The sequence below is a fragment of the Nonomuraea sp. NBC_00507 genome, assembly GCF_036013525.1.
GTDB lineage: Bacteria > Actinomycetota > Actinomycetes > Streptosporangiales > Streptosporangiaceae > Nonomuraea.
The window spans coordinates 9,842,228-9,858,906 of record NZ_CP107853.1 but is presented as its reverse complement, the minus strand read 5'-3'; the positions used below and the strand labels follow the sequence as shown (position 1 = coordinate 9,858,906).

General features: G+C 70.8%; 15 protein-coding genes. 12 read left to right on the top strand and 3 right to left on the bottom strand.

Annotated features, from left to right (window positions below; all coding sequences use genetic code 11):
- Positions 1-46 precede the first annotated feature (46 nt).
- On the bottom strand, positions 47-691 hold the full coding sequence (locus OHA25_RS47490) for a hypothetical protein (protein WP_327583424.1): 645 nt from the start codon (positions 689-691) through the stop codon (positions 47-49).
- A gap of 97 nt (positions 692-788) precedes the next feature.
- Here OHA25_RS47490 and OHA25_RS47485 point away from each other — a divergent pair, with 97 nt between their 5' ends.
- From OHA25_RS47485 to OHA25_RS47440, 10 genes are all read left to right on the top strand, one after another.
- Positions 789-1,556, top strand: coding sequence for a phytanoyl-CoA dioxygenase family protein (locus OHA25_RS47485; protein ID WP_327583423.1), 768 nt, complete (start codon positions 789-791; stop codon positions 1,554-1,556).
- A complete protein-coding gene (locus OHA25_RS47480) occupies positions 1,541-2,497 on the top strand; it encodes a phosphotriesterase family protein (RefSeq protein ID WP_327583422.1) in 957 nt (318 codons plus the stop codon). The genes OHA25_RS47485 and OHA25_RS47480 overlap by 16 nt, the downstream gene beginning before the upstream one ends.
- On the top strand, positions 2,494-3,687 hold the full coding sequence (locus OHA25_RS47475; protein WP_327583421.1) for a cytochrome P450: 1,194 nt from the start codon (positions 2,494-2,496) through the stop codon (positions 3,685-3,687). Before OHA25_RS47480 ends, OHA25_RS47475 begins: the two co-directional genes overlap by 4 nt.
- Positions 3,684-4,487: an SDR family NAD(P)-dependent oxidoreductase gene (locus OHA25_RS47470; protein WP_327583420.1), complete on the top strand. Its 804-nt coding sequence runs from the start codon at positions 3,684-3,686 to the stop codon at positions 4,485-4,487. Before OHA25_RS47475 ends, OHA25_RS47470 begins: the two co-directional genes overlap by 4 nt.
- A gap of 62 nt (positions 4,488-4,549) precedes the next feature.
- Positions 4,550-5,404: a Gfo/Idh/MocA family protein gene (locus tag OHA25_RS47465; RefSeq protein WP_327583419.1), complete on the top strand. Its 855-nt coding sequence runs from the start codon at positions 4,550-4,552 to the stop codon at positions 5,402-5,404.
- 198 nt (positions 5,405-5,602) lie between these two features.
- On the top strand, positions 5,603-6,562 hold the full coding sequence (locus OHA25_RS47460; RefSeq protein WP_327583418.1) for an ABC transporter substrate-binding protein: 960 nt from the start codon (positions 5,603-5,605) through the stop codon (positions 6,560-6,562).
- 2 nt (positions 6,563-6,564) lie between these two features.
- Complete coding sequence (locus tag OHA25_RS47455; protein ID WP_327583417.1) at positions 6,565-7,599, top strand: FecCD family ABC transporter permease; 1,035 nt, start codon at positions 6,565-6,567, stop codon at positions 7,597-7,599.
- Positions 7,596-8,369 carry an ABC transporter ATP-binding protein gene (locus OHA25_RS47450; RefSeq protein WP_327583416.1) on the top strand — a complete coding sequence of 258 codons (774 nt, stop codon included), beginning with the start codon at positions 7,596-7,598 and terminating at the stop codon, positions 8,367-8,369. Before OHA25_RS47455 ends, OHA25_RS47450 begins: the two co-directional genes overlap by 4 nt.
- On the top strand, positions 8,366-9,004 hold the full coding sequence (locus tag OHA25_RS47445) for an adenosylcobinamide amidohydrolase (protein WP_327583415.1): 639 nt from the start codon (positions 8,366-8,368) through the stop codon (positions 9,002-9,004). Before OHA25_RS47450 ends, OHA25_RS47445 begins: the two co-directional genes overlap by 4 nt.
- 63 nt (positions 9,005-9,067) lie before the next feature.
- Positions 9,068-9,646 carry a Uma2 family endonuclease gene (locus tag OHA25_RS47440; RefSeq protein WP_327583414.1) on the top strand — a complete coding sequence of 193 codons (579 nt, stop codon included), beginning with the start codon at positions 9,068-9,070 and terminating at the stop codon, positions 9,644-9,646.
- Here the strand turns inward: OHA25_RS47440 and OHA25_RS47435 are convergent.
- A complete protein-coding gene (locus OHA25_RS47435; protein WP_327583413.1) occupies positions 9,604-11,301 on the bottom strand; it encodes a hydantoinase B/oxoprolinase family protein in 1,698 nt (565 codons plus the stop codon). The two genes, OHA25_RS47440 and OHA25_RS47435, sit on opposite strands and share 43 nt — an antisense overlap.
- Positions 11,298-13,367 (bottom strand): hydantoinase/oxoprolinase family protein, encoded by a 2,070-nt coding sequence (locus tag OHA25_RS47430; RefSeq protein WP_327583412.1) that lies wholly within the window; start codon positions 13,365-13,367, stop codon positions 11,298-11,300. The genes OHA25_RS47435 and OHA25_RS47430 overlap by 4 nt, the downstream gene beginning before the upstream one ends.
- A 106-nt stretch (positions 13,368-13,473) precedes the next feature.
- On the opposite strand from OHA25_RS47430, the gene OHA25_RS47425 reads away from it, so the two are divergent.
- Complete coding sequence (locus OHA25_RS47425) at positions 13,474-14,943, top strand: zinc ribbon domain-containing protein (RefSeq protein WP_327583411.1); 1,470 nt, start codon at positions 13,474-13,476, stop codon at positions 14,941-14,943.
- Positions 14,943-16,628 (top strand): serine/threonine protein kinase, encoded by a 1,686-nt coding sequence (locus tag OHA25_RS47420; protein ID WP_327583410.1) that lies wholly within the window; start codon positions 14,943-14,945, stop codon positions 16,626-16,628. Before OHA25_RS47425 ends, OHA25_RS47420 begins: the two co-directional genes overlap by 1 nt.
- The last annotated feature ends 51 nt before the right edge of the window (positions 16,629-16,679 follow it).

The following is a 16,679-nucleotide window of genomic DNA, read 5'->3' as shown; positions in this document are numbered from 1 at the left end:
GGGTTCAACGGCGTCGCGCTCCTCCGGGCGGAGGTGCGCTGAGCCGTCAAGAGCGTGGCAGGGCGAGGGCGATCCCCCCGGAGGCGGCGGCGAAGACGAGCCAGGCCGCGCCTGCCGCCAGGTTGCCCAGTTGGGCCATCCAGGCGATCGGGATGAGGAACGGCGCCACGATCATGGCGATGGCGGCCCACTTCGGCGCCGCGCTGCTCAGCGCCGCGATGCCCAGCAGGACGAAGCCGAGCAGACTGAAGAAGAAGGTGAACCCGAGCAGCGAGGTCGGCAGTCCTTCGTTCAGCTCCGTGATCAGCCGGTTCGTGGTCGGCACGTCCAGCCCTGCCTTGGCCGCCGCGTAGATCACGTCGTCGGTGTTCACCGTGACCGGCAGCGCCAGGATGAACGCGAGGATCATCCCCGCCAAGCCGAGCACCGGCCGCCCCGACCTGGCCACCTTGCTCACCGCGAAGATCGCCGGGATGAACGTGACGAAGCTCAGGACGCTGATCCAGCTCCACAGGGGATAGCTGTCGAGGTTGGCGACGAGGCCCCGGATGTATGGCTCGCCCTCGGCCGTCGTGGTGAAGGGCGCGAACAGCAGCGAGAGGGCGAGCGTGAGCGGCGCGACCACCGCACAGGCGATCATGGCGTACCGGGTGAAACCGGCCGTCGCAGGGGATGTCTCCACTATGGTCATGCCCCGAGGGTGCGGCCGGCGTGCGCCGGACGCATGAGTAGGGGCTACTCAAAATCATCTCTTACCAAGCGCTTGCTTCAGATGCGAGACTGAGGCCATGGAGATCCCGGTGCGCCAGGCCACCGACGACGAGGTGGCGTTCTTCCACGACCACGGCTGGGTGCGGCTCGGCCGGCTCATCGACCCCGGCACCGCGGGCGAGCTGCGCGATCGGGCCGCCGGCTACCTGAGCGGCCGGGCGAAGAGCAAGCAGACGCTGGTCGACCAGGCGTTCGGGCAGTCGAGGGACATCGCGGCGAGCGACGAGATGTTCGGCGCCCTGACCATGAGCCCCCAGATGGGCCGCAACGCCGTACGGCTGCTACGCGGCGTCCGGGCCGTCCGCGTGCAGGTCACCAACCTCCTGGTCAAGGAGGCCGGCGAGCACGGCGCCACCGAGTTCCACCAGGACTTCCCCTGGATGCCCATGGATCGCTCGGCCATGCTGACCGTGTGGCTGGCGCTGGCCGACGTGCCCGCCGACATGGGCTCGCTCAGGTTCTACGAAGGATCGCACCGCCACGGGTTGCTCGGGCGCAGCTTCACCCGGCCCGGGGACGACCAGCTCAGCCAGCACCCGTGGCTGAAGGAGCTGGAGGTGTCCCCGCCGCTCGACCTCAAGGCCGGCGACGCGACCGTGCACCACGCGCTGACCGTGCACGGCGCACCCGCCAACCGCCACGGCAGCCCGCGGCTGTCGTTCACCGTCACCTACTTCGACGCCGACGCGCTCTACACCGGCCTGCCGTACACGCAGACCGACGGGCTCGGGCTCGAGGTCAACCGGCCGTTCGAGCACGAGAGGTTCCCGTGCCTGAGACCGTGAGAGGCCCGGTCGCCGACCTCGGGGCGACGCTCATGCACGAGCACGTCTTCGGGCTGAGCCCGGAGATCCTGTGGAACTGGCCGGACATCCCGGAGGGGTGGGACCTGGAGACGCGGGCCCGGGAGGCGGCGGGCAAGCTGGAGGCGCTGAAGGCCGAGGGCATCGACACGATCGTGGACCTGACCGTGGTCGGTCTCGGCCGGCACATCCCGTCCGTGCAGCGGGTGGCCGAGCTGACCAGCGTGAACATCGTGGCCGCCACGGGGCTCTACACCTATGACGCGCTGCCGCCGTACTTCGGCAACCGCGGTCCCGGGTCCTTGTTCGGTGGGCCCGATCGCCTGGCGGAGTTCTTCGTACGCGACATCGTCGAGGGCATCGGGCGGACCGGGGTCAAGGCCGCCATGCTCAAGTGCGCCTCCGACCACCTCGGCATGACGAAGGGCTGCGAGCGGGTGTTCAGGGCGGTCGCCGAGGCGCATCTGGAGACCGGCGCGCCGATCACCACACACTCCCACAGCGCCAGCGAGGGCGGCCTGGAACAGCAGCGCCTGCTCGGCTCGCTCGGAGTCGACCTCGGCCGGGTGGTGATCGGGCACGCCGGGGACTCGACCGACGTGGCCTACCTCGAAGAGCTGGTCGCGAACGGCTCCTACCTGGGCATGGACCGCTTCGGCATCGAGACGATCAGCTCGTTCGAGGACCGGGTGTCGGTGGTGGCGGCGATGTGCGAGCGCGGACACGCCGGAAAAATGGTCTTAGGTCATGACTCGTACTGCTTCAACGACCGATTCGACGCCGACGTCGTCCGGCAGCGTCACCCGAACTACCACCTCCTCCACATCTCCCGCGACGTCGTGCCCGAGCTCCGCAAGAGGGGCGTCACGGACGACCAGCTCCACCAGATGCTCGTCGACAACCCGCGGAGGATCTTCACGTGATCAAGGACTTCGACGTCAGCTCGGACTGGCACGTCGCCGCCCCGTACCCATTCCTCGCCCGGCTCCGCGAGGAGTCGCCGGTGTTCTGGAGCGAGCATCTCCAGGCGTACGTCCTGACCCGCTACGCCGACGTGCGGGCGGCCTACGGCGACCCCCGGCGCTTCTCCTCCAAGGGCTCGCTGACGATCTCCCGCAGCCTGACCGCCGAGACAAGGGAGAAACTGGGCGAGCACGGGTCGTTCCTGTCCAGCTTCGTGGCGAACGTGGATCCGCCCGACCACACCAGGCTGCGCCGGTCGGTGTCCAGGGCGTTCACGCCGCGTGCCGTCGCCGCCATGGAGGACACGTTCCGGACGCTCAACGAAGACCTCCTTGACAGGATCGCCCCACAGGGCGGGGCCGACTTCGTGGCCGAGATCGGGCACGAGCCGTCGATCAAGCTGACCGCCCGCTTCATCGGGGTGCCGGAGTCGGACGAGGCGTTCGTGCAGGCGCACGTCAAGGACTGGTTCCAGCTCTTTCTGTCGCCGCAGCCGCCGCAGCGCCAGCTGGAGCTCGCTGGCAGCTTCCTGACCTACCTCGACTACGTGGACCGCCTGGTGGCCGCCCGGGCCAAGGACCCGCAGGACGACTTCACCTCGCTGATGACCGCGCTGATCGGTGCCGAGCTGACCCACAGGGAGGTGGTCGAGCTGATCTCCACGATCCTGCTCGGCGGCAACGACACCGTGCCTAACCAGCTCGGCAACACCGTCCTGCGCCTGCTCAAGGAGGACGCCTGGCCGGTGCCGCCTGAGCAGGTCGCGAACGCGGCCGAGGAGTGCATGCGCATCGACGGCGCCTCTCTGGGCTCCTTCCGGTACGCCGCGACGGATATCTCACTCCATGGCGTGACGATCCCCGCCGGCGCCCTCGTCCTGCTGTCCACCGACTCCGCCGCCCACGACGAGACCGTCTTCCCCGACCCCGAACGTTTCTGGGTCGACCGGCCGAACGCCGCCGACCACATGGTCTTCGGCTACGGGATCCACTTCTGCGTGGGCGCCGCACTCGGCCGCCTCCAACTGCGCACCGCGCTCGACGTGCTCGGCCGCCGCCTGCCCAGCATGCGGCTCGTGCCCGGCCGGCCGGTCGCCTTCAGGAAGTCCATCGTCGGCCGCGGCCTGACCTCGCTGCGGGTGGCGTGGTGACCGGCCGCTTCGACGGGCGCGTCGCCCTGGTGACCGGGGCCGGGTCCGGGATCGGCGCGGCCTGCGCGACCCGGCTGGCCGCCGAAGGCGCCTGCGTGGGCGTGCTCGACCTGCGCGCGGCCGCCGCCAAGGCCACGGCCTCCGCCATCCGCGCCCATGGTGGCACGGCCATGGCGCTGACCTGCGACGTCTCCGACGAGAAGCAGGTGGAGGAGGCGGTGGCGACCCTCGTGGCGTCGTTCGGCCGGGTGGACGTCCTGCACGCCAACGCCGCCGTGTTCGACCCCGGCGTGTATGGCCGCGACCGCGAGCTCGAGACGCTCGACGTGGCCGTCTGGGACCGCACCATGGAGGTGAACCTGCGCGGCGCCATGCTCATGGTCAAGCACACGGTCCCCGTCATGCCCGACGGCGGCGCCATCGTGCTCATGTCGTCGGTGTCCGCCCTGGTCGGCGACACGGTGCACGCCGCGTACGGCGCCTCCAAGTCGGCCCTGATCGGCTTCACCCGCTACGTCGCGACCGCGTACGGCGCCCGCGGCATCCGCTGCAACGCCGTCGCCCCGGCCCTCGTCATGACGCCGGCCGCCCAGCGTGCCCTGACGCCGGGGCAACTCGCCGACAAAGCCGCCGAACGCCTGCTCCCGTGGCCGTGCACGGTGGACGACGTGGCGAACCTGGTGGCGTTCCTGGCCTGCGACGAGAGCCGCTGCGTCACCGGCCAGACCCTCGTCATCGACTCGGGCACCCTGGCCCACCGGCCCCAGCACGCCCTCCAGCGGTGGCGCGAGCAGCAGTGAGGCCGGATGCGCTTGGCGACGTGCGGGATGAATGCCCCATAGGGTGACCTTTGGGAGGTCTCATGGAACCGGTGGCGGTCGGGTTGATCGGGGCGGGGCCGTGGGCCCGGATGGCGCACGCGCCCATGCTGGCCAAGGGGCCGCACACGCGGCTGGCCGGCGTATGGGCCCGGCGTCCCGAGGCGGCGGCAGAGCTCGGCGCGCCCGTGTTCGCGCGGGTCGAGGAGTTGTTCGAGGTCTGCGAGGCCGTGGCGTTCTGCGTGCCGCCGGCCGTACAGGCCGAGCTCGGCGCCCGCGCGGCCCGCGCCGGCAAGGCGCTGCTGCTGGAGAAGCCCCTCGGGGACTCCCTGGAGGCGGCCCAGAGGCTGGCCGACGCCGTCGCGGAGGCGGGCGTCGCCTCCCAGATGGTGCTCACCCTGCGCTACGCCGCCCAGACCCGCGCCTTCCTCGCCCGATGCGGCGAGATCCAGCCCTTCGGCGGCCACGCCGCGAACATCTCCGGCGCCCTCCTCGGCGACCACCCCTTCGCCACCCCCTGGCGGCTGCAGCGCGGCGCGCTGCTCGACGTCGGCCCGCACGTGATCGACCTGCTGGACGCCGCGCTCGGCCGGGTGACCGCCGTGCGCGCGCACGGCAGCTCGCTCGGCTGGACCGGCCTGCTGCTCGAGCATGAGGGCGGCGCGGTCTCCGAGGCGTCGCTGTGCATGGCCGCCGTCGGCGACGTGCCGCCTCCCACGTTCGCCGTGTACGGGCGTACCGGCACCGCCGTCCTCCCGTCCTTCGACGACGACCCCCTGGATGTGATCGCCGAAGAGTTCGCCGCGACCGTGCGTAACGGCGGCCACCCGCTCGATGCCGCGCACGGGCTCAGGCTGCAGCGGATCATCGCCGAGGCCGAGGCTCAACTCGCCCCTTGACGGCACCGGCGTTTAGGGGATTGATAGCGTTTGTCCGATGCGCAGGGCGCAGCGAAGTCCGGTGCGAGTCCGGCGCTGTCCCGCAACTGTCATAGCCAGGTCGCCTGCCTCTGCGCTGACGCCATCAACCCTCGTGGAAAAGGGTGATCCGTCGCACATCGCGGGTCTCTCGGTTCCGACAGTGTGAAAGGACTTCTCGTGAGGCCCGTACGCACGGCCTTCGCGGGCGCGCTGCTGGGAACGCTGGTGCTGGCCGGATGCGGCCAGTCCGGCACCACCACTGCCACCCCCACCTCGGCCCCCGCCACCACCTCGGCTCCCGCCTCCGCCTCCGCTGACTTCCCCGTCACGATCGAGGCGGGCAACGGCAAGGTCACGCTCACCAAGAAGCCGGAGCGGATCATCTCCCTCTCGGCCACCCACACCGAGACCCTGTTCGCCATCGGCGCGGGCCCCCAGGTCGTCGCGGCCGACGACCAGTCCAACCACCCGCCGGAGGCCCCCAAGACCGACCTGTCCGGCTTGAAGCCGAACGTCGAGGCCATCGTGGCTCACAAGCCCGACCTGGTCATCGTCTCCGACGACCTCGACAAGGTGGTCGCCGAGCTCGGCAAGCTCAACGTGCCGGTCCTGCTCCAGCCCGCCGCCACCAAGATCGACGAGGCGTACGAGGAGATCACCGAGCTCGGCGCGGCCACCGGCAACAAGGCCAAGGCCGACGAGGTCGTCTCCGGCATGAAGGCGGCCATGGAGAAGCTGGCCGCCGAGGCGCCCAAGGACAAGAAGCTCACCTACTACCACGAGCTCGACCAGACGCCGTACGCGGCGACCTCGCAGACCTTCATCGGGCAGATCTACTCGATGTTCGGCCTCACCAACATCGCGGACAAGGCACCCGACGCCGCCGGCGGGTATCCCAAGCTGTCGGCCGAGTTCGTGGCCCAGGCCGATCCCGACCTGGTCTTCCTGGCCGACGTCAAGTGCTGCCAGCAGAGCAAGGAGACGCTGGCCAAGCGGCCGGGCTGGGCGAACCTGTCGGCCATCAAGAACGACCGGGTGATCCAGCTCGACGACGACATCGCCTCCCGGTGGGGCCCGCGGATCGTCCAGCTCGCCGAGAGCATCGGCGCCGCCGTGTCCAAGGCCGGCGCGAGCTGAGCATGACCAGGCAGGCCGGCCCGTCCAGGGCCAGACCCCGCTGGGTGCTGGGCGCCCTGGGCGTGCTGGCCGTGTCCATGGTCGCCGGGCTCCTCGACGGGGCCGCCGACATCTCGCCGTGGCAGGTGCTGCTCCAGGCGGTGGACTGGCTGCCGCTCGTCCACGTCGACTCGGGGCTCGCCCCCGTCGAACAGGGGCTGCTGTACGAGCTGCGGCTGCCCCGGGTGCTCGTCGCGGCCGTGGTCGGCGGGCTGCTGGCCATGGCCGGGGCCGCGTACCAAGGGGTGTTCCGCAACCCGCTCGCCGACCCGTACCTGCTGGGCGCCGCCGCCGGGGCGGGACTCGCCGCGACCCTGGCCATCGTGATGTTGCCCGCCGTGGCCGGAAGCATCCCGGTCGCGGCGTTCATCGGGGCGGTGGGCGGCGTGTTCCTGGCCTACACGCTCGGCAACACGGCCGGGCGGGCCGGCGGCACCGCCACGCTGGTGCTGGCCGGGGTGGCGGTCACGTCGTTCCTGACCGCGATCCAGACGTTCGTGCAGCAGTTCAAGGTCGAGGAGCTGCAGCGCATCTACTCGTGGATCCTCGGCGACGTCGGCGGCGGGTGGGACCAGCTCTGGCTGGTGCTCCCGTACGCCGCCGTCTCCTCCGCCGTGCTCCTGCTGCACGGGCGGATGCTCGACGTGCTCTCCGTGGGCGACGAGGAGGCCACGAGCCTCGGCCTGCGGGCCGCCAGGGTGCGTTTCACCGTGTTGCTGGCGGCGTCGCTGGCCACCGCGGCGGCCGTGGCCGTGAGCGGGCTGATCGGGTTCGTGGGCATCGTCGTGCCGCACGTCGTGCGGCGGCTCGCGGGCGGCTCGTACCGGATCGTGCTGCCGCTGTCGCTCATCGGCGGCGCGGCGTTCCTGGTGCTGGCCGACCTCGTCGCCCGCACCGTGCTCGCGCCCGCCGAGCTGCCGATCGGCGTGGTGACGATGTTCGTGGGAGCGCCGTTCTTCGTGACGGTCCTGCGCATGACCCGGCGGTCCTTCACATGATCGGGACCCGGGGCCTGTCCGTACGGCTCGGCGAGCGCGAGGTCGTCCGCGACGTCGGTCTCCGGGTACGCAAGGGCGAATGGCTGGCGATCATCGGGCCCAACGGGGCGGGCAAGTCCACCCTGCTCAAGGCCGTCATGGGGCTGGTCGCGCACCGGGGCGACGTCACGCTGTCCGGGCGGCCGGGGGCGGGGCTGAAACCGCGCGAGCGCGCCAGGCTGCTGGCGTACGCGCCGCAGACCCCCGCCCTGCCGCCCGACATGACGGTCTTCGACTACGCGTTGCTGGGCCGGACGCCGTACATCCCGTATCTGGGGCGTGAGAGCCGCCACGACCGTGAGGTCACCGCGTCCGTGCTCGACCGGCTGGACCTGACCGCCCTCGCCACGCGTCACTTGGGGGAGCTGTCCGGCGGGGAGCGGCAGCGGGTGGTGCTGGCCAGGGCGCTCGCCCAGGAGGCGCCCGTGCTGCTGCTCGACGAGCCGACCACCGCACTCGACCTCGGGCACCAGCAGCAGGTGCTGGAGCTGGTGGACCGGCTCAGGCGGGCCGACGGGCTCACCGTCGTCACCACCCTGCACGACCTGACCGTCGCCGGCCTGTACGCCGACGCGCTGCTGCTGCTCGCCGAAGGGCGGGCGGTCGCCTCGGGGAAGCCCGCCCAGGTGCTGACCGAGGAATTGGTGGGACGGCACTTCGACGCCCATGTCAAGATCGAGCCCGGGCCGGATGGGCGGCCGGTCGTGCATCTGGTCCGGGGAGGATCGTGAAGCTGACGTATCGGGTGGAGGAGGGGGTCCGGCTCGGGGCGCTGCTGTGGGAGTTCGGGCCCGGGTGGCGGATGATCTCCTCGGCGATGCTCGGCGGGGGGATCGGGGTGCGGGAATGGGTGCTGAACGCCCAGGTCGTGGCCGGGTATGCGCGCATGGACCCGGTCGATCACCTCCGCTCGTTAGGGCCTGGGGGAGACGGGGTGGGCATGATGACCGCCGCGTCGGTGGACCGGTACGTGCGGGCGGCCGACGGCCGCGTGGAGGCCTTCGCGACGGTGGGGCTCCGGGTGCCCACCTGGGCGGCCGCGCCAGAGGATTTCCAGGATCCTGAGCTGGCTCCCATGCGGGTGGGGACCGTCAACATCGTCACCGTGGTGCCTGTCGCCATGACGGACGCGGCCCTGGTCAACGCCGTGATGACGGTCACGGAGGCCAAGTCCCAGGCGTTGATCGAGGCGGGGTTCGCGGGCACGGGGACGGCGTCGGACGCCGTGTGCGTGGCCGTGCCGGTTGAGGGGCCGGAGGAGTTGTTCGGCGGGCCGCGGTCGGAGTGGGGGACCCGGGTGGCGCGGGCGGTGCACGCGGCGGTGCGGCGGGGCGCCGTAGCGTGGCGTCCTCGTGACTCAGGGTAAAGAAATTTGGGGAAGTAGCATGTGGGCGAGGGCGAGACTCCCGATACTGAGTGGGTGACCGCAATGGCAACGATCGAACCGACTCCTCGACGCACGGTTCTTCCAGCAGGAGCGCCGCCCTTTACCGTCGACGACCTGCTTGAGCTTCCGGTCGACGGAAGGCGTTACGAGCTCTTCAACGGGAGCCTTGTAGTGAGCCCTGCCCCCACCCCCCTGCACCAAGACGTGATCTTCCGTCTGCAGACGATTCTCCACCAAGCGGCGCCGTCGCACCTGAAGGTGTTCTCGACGGTCAACGTCCGCGCGTCTGACAGGGACTTCTACATCCCCGACATCGTCGTCGTGCCGAGGGCCAGAGCCAGGTCCGTAGCTCTCATGTTCGCGCCCAGCGACCTACTGCTGGTTGTGGAGGTGGTCAGCCCGAGCACCGGCATGCATGACAGGACGGCCAAGGTGGAGGCATACGCAGCGGCGGGCATTCCCCTCTACTGGCGCGTCGATCCTGAAGGGCCAATACTCTACGTCTACGAACTTGAGGGTGACACTTACCAAAAGCCCGTCGCCCACAAGGCAGGGAGCATGATCACCCTGTCGGCGCCTTATCCGGTCACCTTCGACCCCGCCGAGCTGATCGACGATTGATCAATCCCGTAGTCCTCGGCCGCGCCTTGGGCCGTCACGCGGCCCGCCGCCACGTCGGCCAGGACCGCCGCTCGGTCCCGTTCGCTTGGCGGGCCGAGGCCGGCGCCGCCCGTGGTCTCCACGATGAACGCCTCGCCGGCCGCGAACCGCACATTGTTGACCTTCGACGCGAGCCGCTCGACCGTCCCGTCCAGATGGCGCTTGAAGAAGCCGCCCAGCCGCCCCGGTAGCCCGCCGTCCCGGCCCGGGGGCGGCAGGCGGAGGCGGTCGCCGCGGGTCGTGACGTGGCAGTCGGCCAGGAAACGGTAGACGGTGCGCGAGCCCAGCCCGCCGCGATACCGCCCGGGACCGCCCGAATCCGGGATCGTCTCGATCGACTCGACGATCAGCGGACAGCGGCTCTCCACCGGCTCCACCTGCGGCACCGAGTTGCGCCCGATGCCGAAGTGCACGCCCGTCGCGTCCGGCCCGTCCAGCCCTTGCCGGGCGCCGACGCCGCCGAAGTCGTACGCCAGGTGGATCCAGTACGGCGCCCCGACCGCGGCGATCGAGAACGGCTGCAGGATCCCGCTGGGCGCGATCGCCCGTTCGGGCACCGCGTCGGACAGCGCCTGGAAGACGGCCTCCATGGCGGCGTAGATCGGGACGTACCGGCCGCCGCAGGGATAAGGGGAGCGGGCGTTGAGCAGGGAGCCCTCCGGCAGGCGCACCTCGATGGCGCGCAGGCAGCCGTCGTTCATGGGGATCGTCGGGTCCAGGAAGCAGCGGACCGCGAAGACGGCCGCCGCCAGGGACTGCGAGGCCGAGGCGTTGATGGCGGCCGGGACCTGCGGGTCGGTGCCCGCGAAGTCCAGCACGGCCTGGGTGGCGCTGAGGGTGACGGCGACGCGGATGTGGTGTGATTTTTCGGGATTTATGCCGTCGTCGTCGATCGGGTATGCCGCCTCGAAGCGGCCCTCCGGGAGGTCGTCCAGGGAGGCGCGGGTCCTGGCCTCCGTGTAGTCCAGGTAGTCGTCGACGCCTGCCGCCAGCCCGTCCACCCCGTGCTCGGCGATCAGCGCCTCCAAGCGGGCGGCGGCCACCGCCGTGCCGGCCACGAGAGCGCGTACGTCCCCCATGACCTTGTCCGGGGTGCGGCTGTTGGCCCGCAGGATGGCCTCCATGGCCGGGTCGATCCCGTCGGCGGTCGCCAGGCGTACCGGCGGGAGTTGCAGGCCCTCCAGGAAGATGTCCGTGGCCAGCGGCGCCATCCCACCTGCCGACAGGCCGCCCAGGTCCGAGACGTGGATCATGGTGGCGGTGAAGTACGCGGGTGCGCCGTCGACGAAGACCGGGCGGTAGACGAGCAGGTCGTTGGTGTGCACGCCGCCCCGGTAGGCGTCGTTGAGCACGTACGCCTCGCCGGGGCGCATCGTGTCCAGGGGGATGTCCTTGATCAGCTCCGGGAGCGCCACTTTGAGGGCCATGCTGTTCATGAGCGTGGTGGCCATGGAGTGGGCGATCAGGCGGCCTCGGGCGTCCAGGACGGCGGCGGAGGCGTCGGATCCCTCGACGATGAAGGTCGAGTACGCCGAGCGCACCACCACGATGCTGGCCTCCTCCGCGGCCACCACCAGCGCGTTCCTGAGCACCTCCGCGGTCAGGGCGTCGCTCATCCGCCGCTCCCGGGTGTCAGATGGACGGCGCGGGACTCGGTGAGCGTGGCGGTCCAGGCGGGCGGGAGGACGATGGTGGACTCGGCGTCCTCGATGACGGCCGGGCCGGGGAGCGCGGCGCCCATGGTGTCCCTGGTGTGCACGGGGATCTCGACGTAGCCGCCCAGCTCGGGAAAGTACGCCCGGCGTGGAGCGGGGAGGTACGGGTGGGCCTCGCTGGTCTCGGGGGACGCAGGGTCGGCCGCCGGACGTGTTGCGCCGGACTCCGCCGTACCACGTCCCGCCGCACCGGCGCTGGAACTGCCCCCGTCGGCCCGGACGATCACGCGGACGCGGTAGCTGACCAGCTCGATCTCGCCCTGCTGTGCGATGCCGTACACCTGCCGATATCGCTCGAAGAACCGGGACGCGAGCACCTCCGGCGCATCGGACCACTCGACGGTCAGGTCGTGCGACTGGCCCTTGAAGCGGACGTCCACCGACCGCTGCACAGAAACCCCGGGATCCGCCGGCGAGACGCCCAGGTCGGCGGCGGCCTCCGCGGACAGCTCCGCGAAGATCGGCTCCGGGTCGCCCGCGTCCAGCCGGGACAGCACCCGGTCCGTGGACAGCTCCCCGGCCAGCAGGCCCGCCGCCGAGGCCACCCCGCAGTACGCGGGCACCACCACAGTCGAGATCCCGAACCGCTCGGCCACCCTGGCCGCGTGCATCGGCCCGGCCCCGCCGAAGGCCACCAGGGCGAAGCCGCGCGGGTCGATGCCGCGCTGCACCGTCACCACGTGCACCGCGGACGCCATCGAGGCGCTCACGATCTCGTGCACGGCGTACGCCGCCTCCTCCCGCGACACCCCGAGCGGCCCCGCCAGCCGGTCCAGGGCCTTGTCCGCCAGCGACGGCGACAGCGGGATCGAGGCGGAGGAGAGATAGCCGAGCACCAGGTTCGCGTCCGTGACCGTCGGCTCGGAGCCGCCCAGGCCGTAACAGGCGGGGCCGGGTGACGACCCGGCCGAGTGCGGGCCCACGCGCAGCGCGCCCGCCGCGTCGAGCCAGGCGATGCTGCCGCCGCCCGCCCCCACCTCCGCCAGGTCGATGGCCGGCGTCTTGATCGGCACGCCGGTGCCCGCCCGCCGCCCGCCGAAGCTGCCCTTGCCACCCACGTGGAACTCATGGGTGATCTCCGGCCGCCCGCCGCGTACCACGCACGCCTTGGCGGTGGTGCCGCCCATGTCGAACGAGATCACGTCCGCGAACCCGGCCCCGGCGGCCGCCAGCACCCCCGCCGCAGGCCCGGACTCGATCGTGGCCACCGCCCGCTTGGCGGCCAGGTCGGCGGAGATCACGCCGCCGCTGGACTCCATGACGTGGATGGGGGCTTGGATGCCGATCTCGGCCAGCCGGGCGCGGAGCCGTGACAGGTAGGAGGCCATCAATGGGCTGATATAGGCGGACATGATGGTGGTGGTGGCGCGCTCGTACTCGCGGATCTCCGGCCATACCTCCGACGAGGTCACCACCGTGGAGACGGACTCCCGGAGGATCGCCGCCACCTGCTGTTCATGATCGGGATTGGCGTAGGCGTGCAACAGGCACACGGCCGCCGACTCGATGCCGCGCCGCGCGATCTCCGCGGCCACGTGCCGTACGGAGTTCGCATCCAGCGACGTCAGGACCTCGCCGCGCGCCGAGATCCGCTCCACCACCTCGAAGCAGTCCGCCGCGGCCACCGGGGGAGGGGGCGGGGAGAAGCGCAGATCGTAGCGGTCTTCCTCGACCCGCGCGTAGCGGCCGAGCGGGACGGAGGCGCGGAAGCCCTGAGTCGTGACGTAGGCGACGCGCACGCCCTTGCGTTCGAGCACCGCGTTGGTGGCCAGCGTGGTCGCGTGCACCACCCGGGTGACCTGCGCGGGGTCGCGGTCGCCGAGCGCGCGCGTAACGCCGGAGACGATTCCCGCGATGGGGTCGTAGTGTGTACTCAAGCACTTGACCACGGAAATCGCGCCCGACGTACTGCGAAGGACCACATCGGTGAAGGTGCCGCCGACATCGACGCCGATCGTGTAGGCCACGCGGGTACGTTATGCCCCCTAGCAAGCGCTTGTCTATGCAGTGGTCTATTGACTTACGACAGGTGATTGGGACCCTGGTCCTATCCCTTGTGTTTGGAGCGGAGAGATGGCGCGCCTCACAGCTCTGGCAGGTGGCATCGCGGCAGCCCTGGTGCTGACCGCATTACCGGTCGCGGCACACGAGCACCCGAGCGGGATCACCGACCTGGTGAGTCCAGCCGTGGTGCGCGTGGAGGCCGTGTCCCACGTGGAGATCACCCTGCTCGACCACCTCGGCGAGCTGAAGCACGTGGAGCGGTCCTATGACATCCCGTTCGGGTCGGGCACGGGGACCGTGGTCAACCCCGACGGGACGATCGTCGGGCTGCGGCGCTTCGCGGTGAACGACAACGACGTCGCGATCTACGCGGCCAACAAGATCTTCGCCGAGCACCACAAGGTGAAGATCCCCGCCGACTACGAGAAGCACAAGCTCTCCGACGACCAGCTCAACCGCCATCTGCAGGCCTGTTACCCGCCCAAGAGCGACACCGCCACCTGCATCATCAACGTCACCCCCGACATCACGGCCTTCCCCAACGTCTCGCCGGCCAGCACCGAAGGTTTCAAGGTCAAGTGCATCAAGGCGGGCCCCGACCCCGACAGCCCGGCCGTGCTGGTGCCGGTCACGCCGGTCGCCGGCGGCGTCGGCATGCCGACCGCGCCGCTCGCCGACAAGGTGCCGGACCAGGTGGGCGCGCCCGCCAACATCGCCGGTTTCCTCGGCCGGCCGGGCCCGAACGTGCAGCACACCGTCGAGATCGCCCACCTGAGCAAGGGAGGCGGGGCAGGCGAGAGCGGCAGGCCGTTCGCCGACCCCGAGAAGAAGGTGGACGAGCCGGTCAAACTGGGCGCCCTGGCCGACAAGGGCCTGGTGGGCGCGCCGGTGATCGGGGACAAGAACGGCCACGTCGTCGGCCTGCTCGTCGGCGGCGGCAAGGAAGGCAAGATGATCGGGGTCAGGGAGATCACCGGCATCCTGTCCCAGGCCAAGGTGGTCCCGCGCCGGGGCCCGATCGACACGGCGTTCGAGGCGGCGCTGACCCGCTACCACACGAAGTACTACACCGACGCCGCGCCCGGCTTCCAGCGCGTGCTCGAGCTCTACCCCGGCAACGTGGTGGCCGCGGGGCTGCTGAAGACCTCACTGGCCAAGCGGGGCGGCCCTGAGGACCAGGGCACCAAGCGAGCGGCGGCGGAGCCGACCGGGTCCACGCCACTGTGGCCGTTCATCGTGGCGGCGGCGATACTTTTCCTGGCCGCCGGCGGCGGAGCGTATTTGTTGTGGCGCCGCCGCACTCCGGATCAATCGACAGCACTGCCACAGCCGCTGGCGGCCGGTCCACCGTTCGACCTCGACGACGGAGCCAACCAGACCGTGGTCGTCCGGCGGTCCCAGTCGTTCCACGTGGCCCCACAGCAGCAGCAGGTGATGACGGCGCCCGATTCGGCGATCAAATACTGCACGTCGTGCGGCATGAGGCTCGGACAGGCGCATCGATTCTGCGGCTACTGCGGTCACCCCATCGAGATGTGATGCAATTGAACGAAAGATCGCTCATCGGCCAGGAGGTGGCCGGGTATTACATCGAGGACATCGTCGGCAAAGGCGGCATGGCCGTCGTCTACCTGGCGCTCGACCCCCGGTTGAGCCGCCGCGTGGCGCTGAAGATCCTCAACCCGGTGCTCAGTGTCGACGACCGGTTCAGGCAGCGGTTCATCCTGGAGTCCAGGACGGTCGCCAGCATCGAGCATCCCAACATCATCCCGATCTACGAGGCCAACGCCGACGCCGACGGCGTGCTCTACATCGCCATGCGCTACGTCGACGGCCTCGACCTGCGCCGCCTCATCTACGACCGGGGACCGCTGCCGATCGGCCCGGCCAACCAGCTCTTCGCGCAGGTGGCCGCCGCGCTCGACGCCGCCCACGCGCACGACCTGATCCACCGCGACGTCAAACCGGCCAACATCCTGCTGGCCGACAACCACGTCTACCTGACCGACTTCGGCATCACCAAGCACCGCTCGTCGATCTCCGGGCTGACCCAGACCGACCAGTTCATCGGCACGCCCCGCTACATGTCGCCCGAGCAGATCAACAAGGAGCACATCGACGGCCGGTGCGACCAGTACGCGCTGGCCTGCGTGGTCTACGAGGCGCTGTCGGCGCGACTGCCGTTCCAGCGCGAGAACGACATCGCGCTGCTGTGGGCGCACCTGGCCGAGCAGCCCACGCCGCTGTCCCAGCTGCGGCCCGACCTGCCGCCGCAGATCGACGCCGTGATGAACCGCGCCCTGGCCAAGTCGCCCGAGCAGCGTTACACGACCTGCACCGAGTTCGTCTCGGCGCTGCGCGAGGCCGTCAGCGGGCACGCGCCCGACGACCTCGCCGGTGGGGCCTACTCCATCCCGCGTCCCGGCGGCAGCCCGCACTCCGGGCCGCACCCCGTGCCCGGCTCGGGCCCCGGGTCGGGTCCTCATTCCCTGCCGCCTGCGGGACCGTCGTCCGGACCCCATGCCGGGGCCCCGCTCGCGGCCCCGTTCCCGCAGGCCGCCACGGGCAGGGCGGCCGCGCCGCCCGCGCCGCCCACCCACCCCACCGGGCCGCACAAGCACCCAGGCCGTGTCCCGATCGTGGCCACCACGCTGGTCGCCGCCGTCGCCGCGCTCGCGCTGGTCGCGTTGATCATCATGAACCACCGGGGTGACACCTGGTCCCGCTACCAGACCAGCACGGCCGCGCCGCTGACGTTCGAGTATCCGGGCGACTGGACGGCACGTACGCACCGCGACCTGTTCGCGGTGGCCTCGCCGCACGCCACGGAGTTCGAGGCCCTGTTCGTGGCCGGCCCCGGCGCCGACTGGTCGAAGGTCTCGCAGATCGTCAGCGACGACCCCGAGGCGGCTTCCGGCGTGTACGTCCAGACCTCCGACACCCTCGACCCCGCCGGCGACTCCGAGCAGATGAAGGCCAAGATGGAGGTCCTGCTGCCGGGCGAGGTCGATGTCGGCAAGCCCGTGCAGGATCAGGCCGGCAACAGCCCCGCCACCCGCTTCGACGGCTCGCTGCGCGATCCCGCGACCGGCACCAGGCTGGGCTTCGTGAGCTACGTGATCGACCGCCAGCCCAAGACGATGCTCGTGATGTACTTCTGCGCCAAGGCCACCTGCGACGACGCCACCCAGACCCGCATCAGGCAGAGCGTCCACGTGTCGTGACTTGTAACTCACTTGTGCCCGGCTTGGCCTGGGTATTCAAGGCAGGCGCCG